Below are 14,302 nucleotides of genomic sequence, written 5' to 3'. Positions count from 1 at the left end.
CTCCCCCGGCAATCAGGATAGATCGGCGCGAAATCATGGAGCCCCCATTTGGCTATGGTTGACCGACGCCGTCACCGGAGAGCACCCGCCTGCGGCAGTTGCAACCGGCGGACAATCAGCGCGTCGGCGGCGACCAGGATGAGGAGCGAGAAGATCGCTGTGGCAAGAAGCGGCACCTGCGGGACTGCATAGCCGCCGAGCTTATCGGCTGCAGCAAGCGCCTGCACGACACCGTAGACGCCCAGGAAATTGTGGAAGGCAATGGTCGCGTAGACATCTCGCGAGGCGAAGAAGAACGCGCTCGTCGCGAGGCCCACAACTGTGAGAAGCACGACCATGCCGATCGTGTCGAACGGAGGACTGTGGGCGAAGTGGTAGACACCGAAGAGCAAGCTTGCGACCACCGCGGCACCTGCAGCAGCGACCCAGCGGGAGCCGCCGAAAACCCCCTTGAGAACGCCGCCCACCAGTGCCCAGCACACGAGCACCTCGGCGACGGAAACGACAAACACCTGGGCATAGGCGTTGAGGATCACCATCGGGTTCGTGGAAGGCGCTCCCTGAATGAAATAAAGGCCGAGCCCAAGGGCAGCGCCCATCGCGATCCACGGAATCGAAGGTGAGCGCCGACCGAAACCCGTATGCTCCTGGTTCACGCCGCCGGAGGAGATCACGAACCTCAGCATGAGAAGCGCGCCTACGATGCCGATCGCAAGATTGGCGACCACCACATAGGCGAGCCGGTCAAAAACGGCCTCGGGCCTCAGCAGCGTTTGGATACGCCCTTCGAGAAAGAAGGTCGCGGCCGTCCAGACGACATAGAAGGCAAGCGCCAGGATTATTGCGTTTCGCACCTTGACCGGCATTCCGAGTCTCCCGGCTGAACAACTGCCGCCAGTGACTATCAATGGATGAGCGGCCTTGCGTTGATTTCCATCAAGACCCACAGACAGCCGGACTCCGCGCTGCCGTCTGGCTTCCCGCCCGGTCGGGATACGCGCAGTTGAGCCAGGTCAATGGCCTCGGGAAAACGGACAGGTAGATTGTCGGCGATCGATCTGCGGAGCATGCCATGTCCCACGCCGCATCCCGTCGCGCGGCAGCCAGTCAGGATGCGAGCGCCATCCTGCCGTTCCTGCTGATCACCTTTGGAATGGCCTGGGGGCTGATGGGGCTCTACCTGGCCATGCCCGACCGGATCGAAGCTAACTTCGGTCCGGTTAGCGGCAGCCATCCGTTGTTCATCCTGGCCGTCTACGCCCCGGCCATCGCGGCGGTGGTTCTGGTGCTCCACCACGGCGGGATAGCCGGGCTGAAGGCGTTTCTTTCGCGCCTGTTGCTGTGGCGAATGGCGGCGGGTTGGTGGGCCTTTCTCCTCCTCGGCATTCCAGCCGTCTCTTTCCTTGGCGCGGCCCTGGGCGGCACGCTGGCGGGCTGGGCCGGAAGCCTGCCGGAGGCGGGCCCGTTGTTGGCGGCAACCGCCTTCATGCTGGTCCTCGGCCCGGCGGAGGAATTCGGCTGGCGTGGATTTGCCCAGCCGCTCCTCCAGCGCAGGATGGCGCCGGTCCGGGCCGGACTCGTCCTCGGGCTGATCTGGGGCGTCTGGCACCTGCCGGCATTTTATCTGTCGGGGCTGGTGCAGAGCGAGTGGAGCTTCATGCCCTTCCTCATAGGCTCCGTCGCCGTCAGCCTCATCCTCACGGCAATGTTCAATGCCGCACGGGGCTCCATCCTGCTCGCCGCGCTGTTCCACTTCCAGCTCAACAATCCCCTTTGGCCGGACGGGCGGCCCTGGGATATGTATCTCTTCGCCGCCGTCGCCGCGGCTGTCGTGTGGATCGACCGCAAGCGGATGTTCAGCCGCGCAGGAGCGGCGACCGATGTGATTCCCGGAAGCGACAAACCGTTGCGGTAGATCAAGGCGCGTCGCGTCGAATCAAGCAGGCTACGCTTCGGCGGGTGCCGCCGGTCGCTGTTGCGAGCCGGTGAGCCGCGCCTTGTTCTTGCCGTCGGGGTCACATCGAATGCGCAGCCTGCTCCTGGCCCTCTTGATCGTGCTGGTCGCGTCTGCGGCGGCGATCTGGTTCCTGTTCGACCGCGACATGAGGGAGCTCGAGGCTCGCCTGCTGGGGCGAAGCCAGTTGGTCGAAACGTCCTTCGGATCCATAGAGTATGCCTCCCTTGGCAACGGCCATCCGGTCCTCGCCATCCATGGCAGCGGCGGCGGCTTCGATCAGGGGCTGGAGTTTGTCGGCCCCCTCGCGGACCATGGCTTTCGCCTGATCGCGCCCTCGCGCTTCGGCTATCTGCGCACGCCGGCCCCCGCGGACTTCACGCTGGAACAGCAGGCGGACGCCTTTGTCGATCTCCTGGACCATCTGGGTCTCGACAAAGTTGTCGTCTTCGGCGGGTCGGCGGGTGCGCTGTCGGCGATGCAATTCGCGATCCGGCACCCCGAGCGCTGCGAGGCGCTGGTGCTTCTCGTTCCCGCATCCTATGCGCCCGACCGGCGGCCGAACGAGTCGGGGGCCGAAAGCCGTTTCGCGGAGACCGTCATGATGACCGCGTTGCGCTCCGATTTCCTTTTCTGGAGCGCCATCCGGCTTGCGCCTGATGCGATGACGCGCCTCATTCTCGCCACAGAGCCGGCTCTGGTCCATGCCGCCAGCCAAAAGGAACAGGCGCGCGTGCGCGCCGCTCTTAAACACGTCCTGCCGGTGAGCCGGCGGGCCGAGGGGCTCTTGTTCGATTCCCGCACGGCCGGCAATCCGCCGCCGATGGAGTTGGAGAAGATCGCCTGTCCCGTGCTGGCCATCAGCGCCGAGGACGATCTTTACGGAACCGCGGCCTCCGCCCGCTATGTGGTAGCGAATGTCCCAGCCGGAAAACTGCTCCTGTACCCGCGAGGCGGCCATCTCCTCGTCGGTCACAGCGAACAAGTCTGGCGCTCCGTCGCGTCTTTCATGCGGAGGTATTGACCGATGTGAATGTTGCAGGGGGATCCCTCATGACTGGCGACCAGCTTGTCTGCCGTCCCGAGCGCATTCCGAGACCTTCGGTGGAAGTTTCCCGGATCAGCCGCACCTGGATGTGTTTGATTGTCAGACGCGATGTGCGAAGGACCGCTAATTGGGCACCCTGCCCGTTGAGGCGGATCGGGCGAACGACAAAGTTCCACCCATTTCGGTCGTTGGCGGCAGCCAGTTGATTGAGTTTCGACATGCATAAAAGCAGAAGCGTTTAAGCCTACGCCTATTCCTTCGCTGCCTCGGCCGCCTTTGTGTCCAACAGGCCATAGCCGAAATCATTGTCCCGTCCCTTGGGGCCGAGATCCCTGGCGGTGGCGGCCAGCGCCTTCTCGACCCAGTCGGCGGAACGGTCCGGCGCAGCATGCAACAGGTTGGCGATGGCGCCGGTCACGATGGCTGCGGCAAACGAGGTGCCGGTGACCACATCCGAACCGGCGCCGCTCGGCGCCACCATCTCGACGCCGGGAGCGGAGAGGAAGACGTAGGCGCCGCGATTGGCCTGCTGCATCAGCCCGTCCTTGGCATCGGTGGCGGTCACCGCGATGACGCCGTCGAAGGCGGCCGGGTAGCCGTAGGGCGCCTTCGGTCCATTGTTGCCGGCGGCGGCGACCAGCACGATGCCGAGCGCCCGGGCATTGCGGCAGGCGACGCCGAGCAGATCGTTCTTCGGGCCGACGAAGCTCATATTGATGATGCGGACATCCTGCTCCGCCGCCCAGTCGAGCGCCGCCAGGATGATGTCCATGGTCGATTTGCCGCCCTCGAAGGCGCGGGCGTGATAGATCCTGGCGCCCGGCGCCATGCCTTTGAGTGCGCCGACGCCGGCGATCAGGCCGTCGATCGAGGTGCCGTGATCGCGCGCCTCGATCGGCACGTCGGGCATGGCGTCGAACTGATCGGCGATGACGCCGGACAGCGCCGGATTGGTATCGTCGATGGCGGTATCGATGACGGCGATGCGTACATTCTCGCCACTGGCCTCTCTCGAATCGAGCGCGATGCGTTCGAAGGCATAATTGACGACGGTGGCTGCCTGCTGCAGCGCGTAGATATGGTTGGGCTCGCGCCGCAAGGTGCGGCCGTCGGCGGCAAGCTGCGCCAGCACGACGCCGACCGGCCGGCCATCGGGAATACCGAAGCGCACCAGCGTGGTGCCAAGCAGCTGAGACTGGCGCTGCGAGCGCACCTCGAGGCCAAAGGAAGCTGCGATCTGCTGGACGGCATCGCCAACCACCGTCACCAGCACCTCGTCGGGCACGAAATCACCGATGACGGCGCGCGGCGGCTCGGCCGCGACGAGATCGGTGGGCGAAACGATCGGCCCGCCCGCTGCCGCGGCTTGTATCGCTGTCGCACCGGCGGGCGGGACCGGCTGCGGCAGCGCACCGCTGGCCGGATCGCGGCGCGGATCGGGCGTCGGCAGCGGAGCCTGGCCGCCGCCGACCGGATTGGGGAACAGGTCGACGATCAGCGCGGGAAGAAAGACAGCACCTGTGGGGCCGGCGCCAGGCTTTTCGCCGCCGCCATCCTTTGTGTCGTCGTCGACGCAGTCGGCCGCCGCCGTCCCTCGGTTGAGGCAGTCGATTTCCGTCTGCGTGAGGTTCGGGTCATTTGTCTGCGCCAAGGCAGGCGCTGCGGCGATTGTTGCCGCCGCCACCAGGAGCGCCGCAAATCGGACGACCGCCCTAGCCACCATCGACCGGTTTCCTTCCCTCGACCACAGCCTCCGCAAAAGGCTGGGCGGCAACAAGGCCGAGCACTTTTTCATAGTCTGCTGCAGTCGTGGCCGGGATGCCAAGGCGGAACACGCCGTCGGCGGTCGGCCCGCCGGCAATCTTCAGCTGGTGTTCGCCAAGAAAAGCGACAATGTCGGCCATCTTCGCATCCAGCTTGAACTTCACCAGCGCGAACGGCATTTTCGCCAGATCGCCTTGCTGGCCGGCAATTTCGAAATCGCTGTCCATGCCGCCGGGCTGCTCAAACGACTGCACGACAACAAGCGCCAGCAGAGCCGCGGCTGCAGCCCAGGCGAAACCGGCCGGCACCGCGGTGAAGCGGCCCCACATCTGCGCCAGCCAGGAGGATGCCGCCGGCGCGCGCACCGGGCCGGCCTCGGCGTCGAGCGCCCGGGCGAAGCGGCTGAGCGCATCGGTCGGCGGACGGATCGCCTCATTGGATGCAGCGGTGCTGGAGAATTCGGCTTCGGCCTCGCCGAGTGCGGCAAGCGCTGCCGGGTCGGTCGCCAGCCATTCCTCGACGGCTTCGAGCTCCGCACCTTCAAGCGAGCCGTTCAGATAAAACGGCAGCAGCGTTTCCATTTCATCGCGGCGCGACATCTTTTCAGCGGCGCTCATGGCCACCCCCTGTCGTAACCGGCGGCCTTGAGGGCCTCGCCGAGTTTCTTGCGGGCGTAGAACATCCTGGTCTTGACGGTGGCGACCGGAATGCCGAGCACCTCGCCGATCTCGCTCACCGACTGTCCATGGTAATAGGCAAGGTCGATCACCGTGCGGTGCTCTTCCGGCAAGGCATCGACAAAGCGCCGCAAGGCGGCGCCCTTGTCTTCCTTCATGGTGACGACTTCCGGCGTGTCGGCGCCGTCGGCGATCTGGGCCGCGTCATCGTCGTCGATCCAGTCTTCCTTTTTCTTGCGCAGCGACGACAGCGCCTTGAAGCGGGCGATGCCGAGCAGCCATGTCGAGACTTCCGAGCGACCCTCAAAGCCGGGCGCCTGGCGCCAGAGTTCGAGAAACACCTCGTTGGCGATATCGTCGGCCATCATTTCCGATCCCGTCTGGCGCACCACGAAGCGATAGACCCGCGCGTGGTGGCGCATGAACAGGAGCCGCACGGCGGCACGGTCGCCCTGCGCGACCCGGCCGACAAGCGCGCGATCGGTCTCCGTCGCTGCCATCATGGCCGGTCGAGCCGCCTGGCTCCTGTCTGCTCTGTCGCCGATCGGCCCAAAAAGGTTCACCGCTTTCCGCCCGGATTCTCTGAAAGCTAGCCGAAGAGCGGCCACGTTGCCAGAGATCTCCTTCTCTCCGTCTCTATACGGGGAGAAGGTCCCGGCAGGGGGATGAGGGGCGGCGCCAGCGCTCGCTGTTCACACTGAGCGTTCGCGCTGCCCCTCACCCTTACCCTCTCCCCGTAAGCGACGGGGAGAGGGGACGCGAACGTTGGTGGTCGCCTCCATCAGCTCAAAAACGGCCGTGCCTTCATTGTCGCGGGGACCGGCACGCCAAGGCGCGCAAGCACCGTCGGCGCAAGCTGCAGCTGATCGAGCAGCGTATCGGCCTCCGGACCCTTGCCCTGTCCGAAATAATACAGAGCAAAATCCTGCATCTCGTTGTCATGGCCGCCATGATGGCCGCGATCGGTCTGGCCGTGATCGGCGGTGACGATCACCTCGTAGCCGGCTTCCCGCCAGCGCGGCAGGAAGGTGGCCAGCATGCCGTCCATCGCATAAACGGCATGGTCCATCTCGTGGCAGTCGTGGCCGAAGCGGTGGCCCATCGAGTCCAGTGTGCAGGTATGCAGGATGCCGTAGTCGATGCCGTGGCGCCTGGTCAGCATGGTCAGCGTCGCGAACAGGTCGATGTCGCTCGGCGTCATCTGGTTGCGGGCGTTGTAGCCGGTCATCGTGTGGAAACGGCCATACGTGATCGGCCCGCCCGGCTCGTCGAATTCCATATCCTCGACCAGATCGAAAGGATAGGCCCGGAAGAATTCGGACCAGTAGGAATGGGTGACCGCGCCGGTCTTGCCACCGGCCTTGCTCACCTCGGAGAAGATATCCGGTTGCTCGACGCGAAACCGGTTCTCGTTGGTCAGGATACCATGCACCTGCGGCGCCACGCCGGTGTGGATCGAGGCATAGCAGCAGGCCGAGGTCGACGGCAGCACGGAACGCATCTTCCAGATGCGCGCTTCGCCCGATTGCACCCAGCCTTCGAGATTGCCCATCAGCCGGCGCCAGTTGCGGTAAGGCACGCCGTCGAGGATGATCAGCAGAAGTTTTGTCGTCAGCGCCACCGGGGTGCTAGTTCCCCGCGCTGGCCATGCGCCGTCCCTTGATCGCCTTTTCCAGCCAGCCGATCTCCATTTCGGGGACCGAGGACAAGAGAAGGTCGGTGTAGGCATCGAAGGGCGGCGCCAGCACCTGGCTCTTAGCGCCGTAGCGCACCACCTCGCCGCGATACATCACCGCGATCGAATCGGCGATCGACTTCACCGTGGCGAGGTCGTGGGTGATGAACAGATAGGCGACGTTTTCCTCTTTCTGCAGCTCGAGCAGCAGCTTCAGGATGCCGTTGGCCACCAGCGGGTCGAGCGCCGAGGTCACCTCGTCGCAGATGATCAGCTTCGGCTTGGCGGCGAGCGAGCGGGCGATGCAGACGCGCTGCTTCTGCCCCCCGGAAAGCTCGGCCGGGTAGCGGTCGATGAAACCCTTGCCCATCTCGATTTTGTCGAGCAGCTCGGCGACGCGGGCGTCACGCTGTCTTCCACGCAGACCGAAATAGAATTCGAGCGGCCGGCCGATGATGGTGCCGACGGTCTGGCGTGGGTTCATCGCCACGTCGGCCATCTGGTAGATCATCTGCAATTGCCGCAGATCCTCCTTGGGCCGGTCGGCGAGCCGGTTGGCGAGCGGACGTCCATCGAAGGTGACGGTGCCCTCTTCGGGCGGCAGAAGGCCGGTGATGGCGCGCGCCAGTGTCGACTTGCCCGAACCGGACTCGCCGACGACAGCCAGCGTCTGGCCCGGATAGATGTCGACCGAGACGTTCTTCAGCACCTTGATATGGCTGCGGCCATAGGCGGCGGTGATGTTCTTGACAGACAGGAACGGCGTCGTGCCGGGCCTCTGCTCCTGGTGCTCGATCTCATGCACCGAGACCAGCGCATTGGTGTATTCCTGGCGCGGTTCCTTGATGATCTGGCGGGTGCCGCCCCATTCGACCAGCCGGCCGTGACGCAGCACCATGATCTCGTCCGAGACCTGGGCGACTACGGCGAGGTCGTGGGTGATGTAGAGCGCCGCGACATGGGTGTCGCGGATGGCGTCCTTGATCGCCGCCAGCACGTCGATCTGCGTCGTCACGTCGAGCGCCGTGGTCGGCTCGTCGAAGACGATCAGGTCGGGCTCGGAGCACAGCGCCATCGCCGTCATCACGCGCTGCAGCTGGCCGCCCGACACCTGGTGCGGAAAGCGCTCACCGATGCTTTCGGGGTTCGGCAGGCTGAGCTTCTTGAACAGCGCGATGGCGCGTTTTTCGGCCGCCGCCCGTGTCGCCGTGCCATGCAGCAGCGTCGCCTCGACCACCTGGTCCATCAGTCTGTGCGCCGGGTTGAAGGCGGCGGCAGCCGATTGCGCGACATAGCAGACCTCGCGGCCGCGCAGCTTGCGAAAGCCCTCCTTGCCGCCCTTGAGGATGTCGCGGCCGTTGAGGATGACCTCGCCGCCGGTGATACGCACGCCGCCGCGGCCATAGCCCATCGACGCCAGGCCGATGGTCGACTTGCCGGCGCCGGACTCGCCGATCAGGCCGAGCACCTTGCCCTTCTCGAGCGTCAGCGAGACGTCGTGGACAAGCACGATATTCTTGGGCGCCTCACCCGGCGGGAACACCGTGGCCTCGATGCGCAGATTGCGGATGTCGAGCAGCATGGACTTTGGTCGCTGGTCGGCCACTACCCGCGCCCTCCCTTGAGGCTTGTCGTGCGGTTGAGCACCCAGTCGGCGACAAGGTTGACGGAAATCGCCAGCATCGCGATCGCCGCCGCAGGGATGAGTGCCGCCGCTATGCCGAAGACGATGCCGTCCTTGTTTTCCTTGACCATGCCGCCCCAATCGGCGCTAGGCGGTTGCACGCCAAGGCCGAGGAAGGACAGCGTCGACAGGAACAGCACCGCATAGATGAAGCGCAGGCCGAGTTCCGAAACCAGCGGCGACAACGCATTGGGCAGGATCTCGCGGAAGATGATCCACATGCTGCCTTCGCCGCGCAGCTTGGCCGCCTCGACGAAATCCATGACGTTTATGTCGACGGCGACCGCTCGCGACAGGCGGTAGACGCGGGTCGAGTCCAGGATACCCATGACCAAGATTAGCGTCACCAGATTGGTTGGCAGCACCGACAGCACGACGAGGCCCATGATCAGCGTCGGGATCGACATCAGGAGATCGACGAGACGCGACATAAGCGTGTCGAACCAGCCGCCGAAAACCGCCGCGGAGAAGCCGAGGATGGCGCCAAGCGAGAAGGACAGCGCGGTGGCCAGCACCGCGATGAACAGCGTGACGCGGGCGCCGTAGATCATGCGCGAAAGGAGGTCGCGGCCGAGATTGTCGGTGCCCAGCCAATGTGTCGCCGACATCGGTCCCCAGACGTCGCCGACGATCTCGCCATTGCCGTACGGCGCGATCCAGGGCGCGAAGATCGCTGCCAGCACGAACAGTGCCGTCAGCAGCAGGCCGATCAGCGCAGGGATGGGGATGCGTTTTATGTCGAGCATGCCCGCTCCCCTATTTCGGATGTCTGAGACGCGGATTGGCGACGATCGCCGCTATGTCCGCAATGATGTTCAGGCTGATGTAGACGGCGGCGAAGATCAGGCCGACCGCCTGCACCACCGGCACGTCGCGCTTGGTGACATGGTCGACGAGGTATTGCCCCATGCCCGGATAGACGAAGATCACTTCGACCACGACGACGCCGACGATCAGATAGGCGAGGTTGAGCATGACAACGTTGATGATCGGCGCAATCGCATTGGGGAAGGCATGCCTGCGGATGACGGAAAATGCCGAAAGCCCCTTGAGCTCGGCGGTTTCCACATAAGCCGACTGCATGACATTGAGGATCGCGGCGCGCGTCATGCGCATCATGTGGGCGAGCACCACCAGCGTCAGTGCCGCCGCCGGCAGCATGATCGCCTGCATGCGCTCGCCGAAAGGCATTCCGTCATAGACGGTCGAAATGCCGGGGAAGATCTGGTATTTCACGGCAAAGAAATAAACCAGCACGTAGCCGATGAAGAATTCGGGAAACGACGTCGAGGCAAGCGCCAATCCGGAGATCAGCTTGTCGACCCAGCCATTGCGGTAGCGCACTGCAATCAGGCCGAGGATGATCGCCAGCGGCACGGCCACGACCGCCGCCCAGAAGGCGAGGAACAGCGTGTTCCATAACCGCCCCTGGATCGACGTCGCAATATCCTGACCGCTCGACATCGCCGTGCCGAGGTCGCCGGTCACGACGCCGCCGAGCCAGCGGAAATAGCGGATAAAGGCGGGATCGTTGAGGCCGAGTTGCTCGCGCAGATTGGCGAGCGATTCCGGTGTCGCCGACTGCCCAAGGATGGCTTGCGCGACATCGCCGGGCAGGATTTGGGTGCCGGCGAAGATCAGGACCGATACGGCCAACAGCAAGAGGATGCCCAGCGCAATGCGCTGGGCCACCAGTTTCACGATGGGTGAGGACATATCCGCAAGGCCGGGCTCAGGCTTCGAGCCAGCACTTTGCCAGTGCGTAGCCGTTCATCAGCTCCTGATGCGGATCGTCGACCCAGCCGGCGACCTTGGCGCCCGTCGCGTCGATGAACTGGTTGAACATCGGCAGGATCAGGCCGCCCTCGTCGCGCACAAGGACAGCCATGTCGTGGTACATCGCTTTGCGCTTGTTCTCGTCGAGCTCGGCGCGGGCCGCCAGCACCATCTTGTCGAAATCCGGGCGCAGGAAACGGGTATCGTTCCAGTCGGCCGTCGACAGATAGGCGGTCGAATACATCTGGTCCTGCGTCGAGCGGCCGCCCCAGTAGGAGGCGCAGAAGGGCTGCTTGTTCCAGACTTCGTTCCAATAGCCGTCGCCCGGTTCACGCTTGAGCTCGATCTGGATGCCGGCCTTGGCGGCGCTCTGCTGGAAAAGCTGGGAGGCGTCGACGGCGCCGGGGAAGGCGACGTCCGAGGTCCTGAGCAGCACCGCCCCGTCGTGCCCCGACTTCTTGAAGTGGAACTTGGCCTTGTCGGGATCATACTTGCGCTGCTCGATTTCGGTGAACAACGGATAGGACGCATTGATCGGGAAGTCGTTGCCGAGCGAACCATAGCCTCTGAGAACCTTGTCAAGCATCTCCTCGCGGTCGATCGCCAGCTTTAGCGCCATGCGCAGGTCGTTGTTGTCGAACGGCGCCGTGTTGCAATGCATAATGAAGACGTAGTGACCCGGCCCCGCATGGTTGCGGATGGTGACGCCGGGCAGGCGCTTGATCAGGTCGACGATCTTCGGCTCGACGCGGTTGATCATGTTGACCTGGCCGCCCTGCAGGGCCGAGGTGCGCGCGGTGGCATCGTTGATGACGATGATCTCGATCTGGTCGGCATGGCCCATCTTGTCGCCCTGCCAGTAATTGGCAAAGCGCTCGCCGCCATGGCGCACGCCGGGCTCGTTGGTGGTGATCTTGTAAGGCCCGGCGCCGATGCCAGCATCGGCCTTGTCCTTGCCGCCATTGGGCTGGACGATCAAATGGTAGTCGCTGAGCAGATAGGGCAGGTCCGCATTGGCTTCCTTCAGCGTCAGCACGACTTCCTTGCCGCTGGCCTTGATGCTCTCGATGCCCTTCATGTAGCCGAGCGCGCCCGACTTCGATTTCTCGTCCGAATGGCGTTCGAGCGTGGCCGCCACGTCCTCGGCGGTCACCGTCTTGCCATTGTGGAATTCGATGCCGTCGCGGATCTTCAGCGTCCAGACCTTGGCGTCGTCCGACGAGCCGATCTCCTCGGCGATGCGGTTCTCAAGACTGCCTTCCGGAGACAGCTCGACGATCAGTTCGCCCCACATCTTGCCGAAGGCGAACGGCACCTGCGTCATGAACAGGGCCGGATCAAGGCTGTTGGTGGACTCGCCGCCGACCAGGCCGGCCTTCAGCGTGCCGCCCTTGACCGGACCCGCGGCGCGCGCTGCACTTGAAAGCAGCGAATTGGCAAAGGTCGCGGTGACGCCGAGCGCGGCGGCGCGGCCGAGAAAGTCACGACGGCTCAGTTTGCCGGATGCGACGCGCCGGCTTAGAAATTCCAGTTCGTTCGACATGTTGAGTTCCTCACTCTGTTGGTTCGACCTTATGGTCGTTTTTATGGTTTCTTGTGAAGAGAATAATGACCGCAAGGGAAGGCCGTAAGCAAGACCGAATGCGACATGCCGTGGCGTAAATCGTACGTCGCAATTGGACCAATCCGCATAAGCGCTCAAAGCATTGCGCGCGGGATTTTCTCTTCGAAATTTCGCTCGAAAACCAGTTCCTCACCTTCATAGGCTTCGATTCTGGCGCTAACCATGAAGTTTTGCGCGTCGGACCGCATCTCGGCTGATGTTTCGGTGCGCACCGACCATCCATTTCGCGACAGCGTCTGCGTCCAATGCGTCTTGCCCGACGCCGACAGCGGATTGTCGGGATGGATCGCCCATGTCTCACGGGCAATGCTGCCATTGGCGAGGCCATGCTCCAGATCGCGCACCTCGCCGAAATCGTCGACGATCGAAAGCGTAATGATTCCGGTCTTTTCGTCGCGATCGATATGACGCTCGGAATTGGCGGCGCGGACCGTTTCGGTTGCCCAGGGCGAGGCTGCTTCTGGTGAGGGGAAACCGACTTCATCGCCTTGCGCAAGCGGGCGCAGCGGCAGCTTCAGCGTTGCCGCCGACAGGTTGAGCCGGACCGGATCCGGCGATGGCCAGATCATCGGCCAGTAGGCGTTCGAAACGGCAATACGCAGGCGATGGCCTGATGGCACGCGATAGGCGCATTGGTCGAGCACCACCCGGGCGCTGACGGTTTCGCCTGGCACCAGCGCTTGCGGGAATTCGTGCGAGTTGTGGTGCGTCAGGTTGAGCACGCCATAGGAGATCAGCTCCGACGCGCCGTCGGGATGCACGTCGCACAGCCGGATCGCGATGTTCGCTTGAGGCCGGTCCGACGAAACCCTGACCAGCACTTCCGGCGCACCGACAATGTCGATCGCCTCAGTCAGCACCGGCTGGTCGAAACATACCGACAGCGCATCGTCGGGGCGCTGGTCGCCGGGCAGTTCCGGGCCGAAGGTGAAGGGAAAATATTCGCCGCCGGCAAGGCCGCAGCTTTGCGGCGAAGCGACGATGGCCGGCTCACTGCCTTCTGGGATCAGCTCGATCGCTTGCGCCTCGATACGGGACGACGGCCATTCTTGTTCCGCGACCCAGCGGCCCGGCCGCTCGGGATGCCAGCGTGCCGGGCGGACGCTGTCCATGACATAGGCGCGGTAGGCCGGGTCGGCTTCGACGCCCGTGTCGATGTCCTTCAGCCAGCGGTCCCACCAGCGCAAGGCCTCCTGCAGGAAGCCGATGCGCGGTTCGGGTGCGGCATAGTGAGGGTATTTGTGGATCCAGGGACCGACGATCCCTTTGACCGGCGCCTCGATATTGGCGGCGAGATGGGAAATGGTATTTCGATAGCCGTCATGCCAGCCGCCGATCGACAGCACCGCGGCTTGGATGGCGGAATAGTCCTCGCAGATAGAGCCGCGCTTCCAATAGGCGTCGCGGTGCTGATGCTTCAGCCATAGCGGCGCCAGGAAGGGCTGGTTCTCCAGCCGGGTCAGCCACAGGTCGCGCCAGCGATTGTCGCCGGCCAGCAACGGATCCGGCGGCCGCGAGGAATAGGACAGCATGGTCGAGGCCCAGCCGAAATTCTCGATCAGCAGGCAGCCGCCCTTGTAGTGGATGTCGTCCGCATAGCGGTCGACGGTCGAGCACAGGCTGATCACCGCCTTCAGCGCCGGCGGCTGCTTGGCTGCAGTCTGCAGGCAGTTGAAACCGCCCCAGGAGATGCCCATCATGCCGACATTGCCGTTGCACCAGGGCTGGGAAGCCGCCCAGGCGATCACGTCGCAGGCGTCCTGCAATTCCTGCTCGGAATATTCGTCGTCCATAAGCCCTTCGGAATCGCCATTGCCGCGCATGTCGACGCGGATCGAGGCGTAGCCGTGGCCGGCGAAATAGGGATGCGTCAGCTGATCCCGAAAGATCGTGCCGTCGCGCTTGCGGTAAGGCAGGTGCTCGAGGATCGCCGGCACCGGATCGTCGCCGGCATCGGCCGGCATCCACACCCGCGCCGACAGCCGGCAGCCATCCGGCATGACGATGCCCATGTCCGGAAATTCGACGACCTTGCGGGGAAATTCAGTGACGGTTTTCATGCGGCGCTCCTGGCAGGCCGCATGATGGAGCCCAGGCCTG

12 protein-coding genes are annotated in these 14,302 nt (G+C 64.2%); 2 read left to right on the top strand and 10 right to left on the bottom strand.

Annotation, left to right across the window (positions count from 1 at the left end; genetic code table 11):
- Nucleotides 1–71: 71 nt before the first annotated feature.
- A complete protein-coding gene (locus tag EN807_RS02230) occupies nucleotides 72–866 on the bottom strand; it encodes a CPBP family glutamic-type intramembrane protease (RefSeq protein ID WP_135933716.1) in 795 nt (264 codons plus the stop codon).
- 206 nt (nucleotides 867–1,072) lie between these two features.
- Between EN807_RS02230 and EN807_RS02225 the strand changes: the two genes are divergently transcribed.
- Nucleotides 1,073–1,915, top strand: a complete 843-nt coding sequence (locus tag EN807_RS02225) for a CPBP family intramembrane glutamic endopeptidase (RefSeq protein ID WP_135933715.1) — start codon at nucleotides 1,073–1,075, stop codon at nucleotides 1,913–1,915.
- 109 nt (nucleotides 1,916–2,024) lie between these two features.
- Nucleotides 2,025–2,978: an alpha/beta hydrolase gene (locus EN807_RS02220; RefSeq protein ID WP_135933714.1), complete on the top strand. Its 954-nt coding sequence runs from the start codon at nucleotides 2,025–2,027 to the stop codon at nucleotides 2,976–2,978.
- Between the two features lie 274 nt (nucleotides 2,979–3,252).
- Here the strand turns inward: EN807_RS02220 and EN807_RS02215 are convergent, their stop codons facing one another.
- From EN807_RS02215 to EN807_RS02175, 9 genes are all read right to left on the bottom strand, one after another.
- Nucleotides 3,253–4,725 (bottom strand): S8 family serine peptidase, encoded by a 1,473-nt coding sequence (locus EN807_RS02215; RefSeq protein ID WP_135933713.1) that lies wholly within the window; start codon nucleotides 4,723–4,725, stop codon nucleotides 3,253–3,255.
- Nucleotides 4,715–5,383 carry an anti-sigma factor gene (locus EN807_RS02210; RefSeq protein ID WP_135933712.1) on the bottom strand — a complete coding sequence of 223 codons (669 nt, stop codon included), beginning with the start codon at nucleotides 5,381–5,383 and terminating at the stop codon, nucleotides 4,715–4,717. The genes EN807_RS02215 and EN807_RS02210 overlap by 11 nt, the downstream gene beginning before the upstream one ends.
- The gene (locus EN807_RS02205; protein WP_127316985.1) at nucleotides 5,380–5,946 is read right to left on the bottom strand and encodes a sigma-70 family RNA polymerase sigma factor; all 567 of its coding nucleotides are present in this window, start codon (nucleotides 5,944–5,946) and stop codon (nucleotides 5,380–5,382) included. The genes EN807_RS02210 and EN807_RS02205 overlap by 4 nt, the downstream gene beginning before the upstream one ends.
- A 278-nt stretch (nucleotides 5,947–6,224) precedes the next feature.
- A complete protein-coding gene (locus EN807_RS02200) occupies nucleotides 6,225–7,064 on the bottom strand; it encodes an alkaline phosphatase family protein (RefSeq protein ID WP_135933711.1) in 840 nt (279 codons plus the stop codon).
- A gap of 7 nt (nucleotides 7,065–7,071) precedes the next feature.
- Nucleotides 7,072–8,724, bottom strand: coding sequence for an ABC transporter ATP-binding protein (locus EN807_RS02195; RefSeq protein WP_189522324.1), 1,653 nt, complete (start codon nucleotides 8,722–8,724; stop codon nucleotides 7,072–7,074).
- A complete protein-coding gene (locus tag EN807_RS02190) occupies nucleotides 8,724–9,548 on the bottom strand; it encodes an ABC transporter permease (RefSeq protein ID WP_127316982.1) in 825 nt (274 codons plus the stop codon). Before EN807_RS02190 ends, EN807_RS02195 begins: the two co-directional genes overlap by 1 nt.
- Before the next feature lie 10 nt (nucleotides 9,549–9,558).
- Nucleotides 9,559–10,518: an ABC transporter permease gene (locus EN807_RS02185; RefSeq protein ID WP_127316981.1), complete on the bottom strand. Its 960-nt coding sequence runs from the start codon at nucleotides 10,516–10,518 to the stop codon at nucleotides 9,559–9,561.
- 16 nt (nucleotides 10,519–10,534) lie between these two features.
- Nucleotides 10,535–12,121 (bottom strand): ABC transporter substrate-binding protein, encoded by a 1,587-nt coding sequence (locus EN807_RS02180; RefSeq protein WP_127316980.1) that lies wholly within the window; start codon nucleotides 12,119–12,121, stop codon nucleotides 10,535–10,537.
- A 155-nt stretch (nucleotides 12,122–12,276) separates the two neighbouring features.
- Complete coding sequence (locus EN807_RS02175) at nucleotides 12,277–14,262, bottom strand: CocE/NonD family hydrolase (RefSeq protein WP_135933710.1); 1,986 nt, start codon at nucleotides 14,260–14,262, stop codon at nucleotides 12,277–12,279.
- Nucleotides 14,263–14,302 lie beyond the last annotated feature (40 nt).

The organism is Mesorhizobium sp. M5C.F.Ca.ET.164.01.1.1, from assembly GCF_004792125.1.
Taxonomy (GTDB): Bacteria; Pseudomonadota; Alphaproteobacteria; order Rhizobiales; family Rhizobiaceae; genus Mesorhizobium; species Mesorhizobium wenxiniae.
This window is presented reverse-complemented; position numbering and strand designations above follow the sequence as displayed.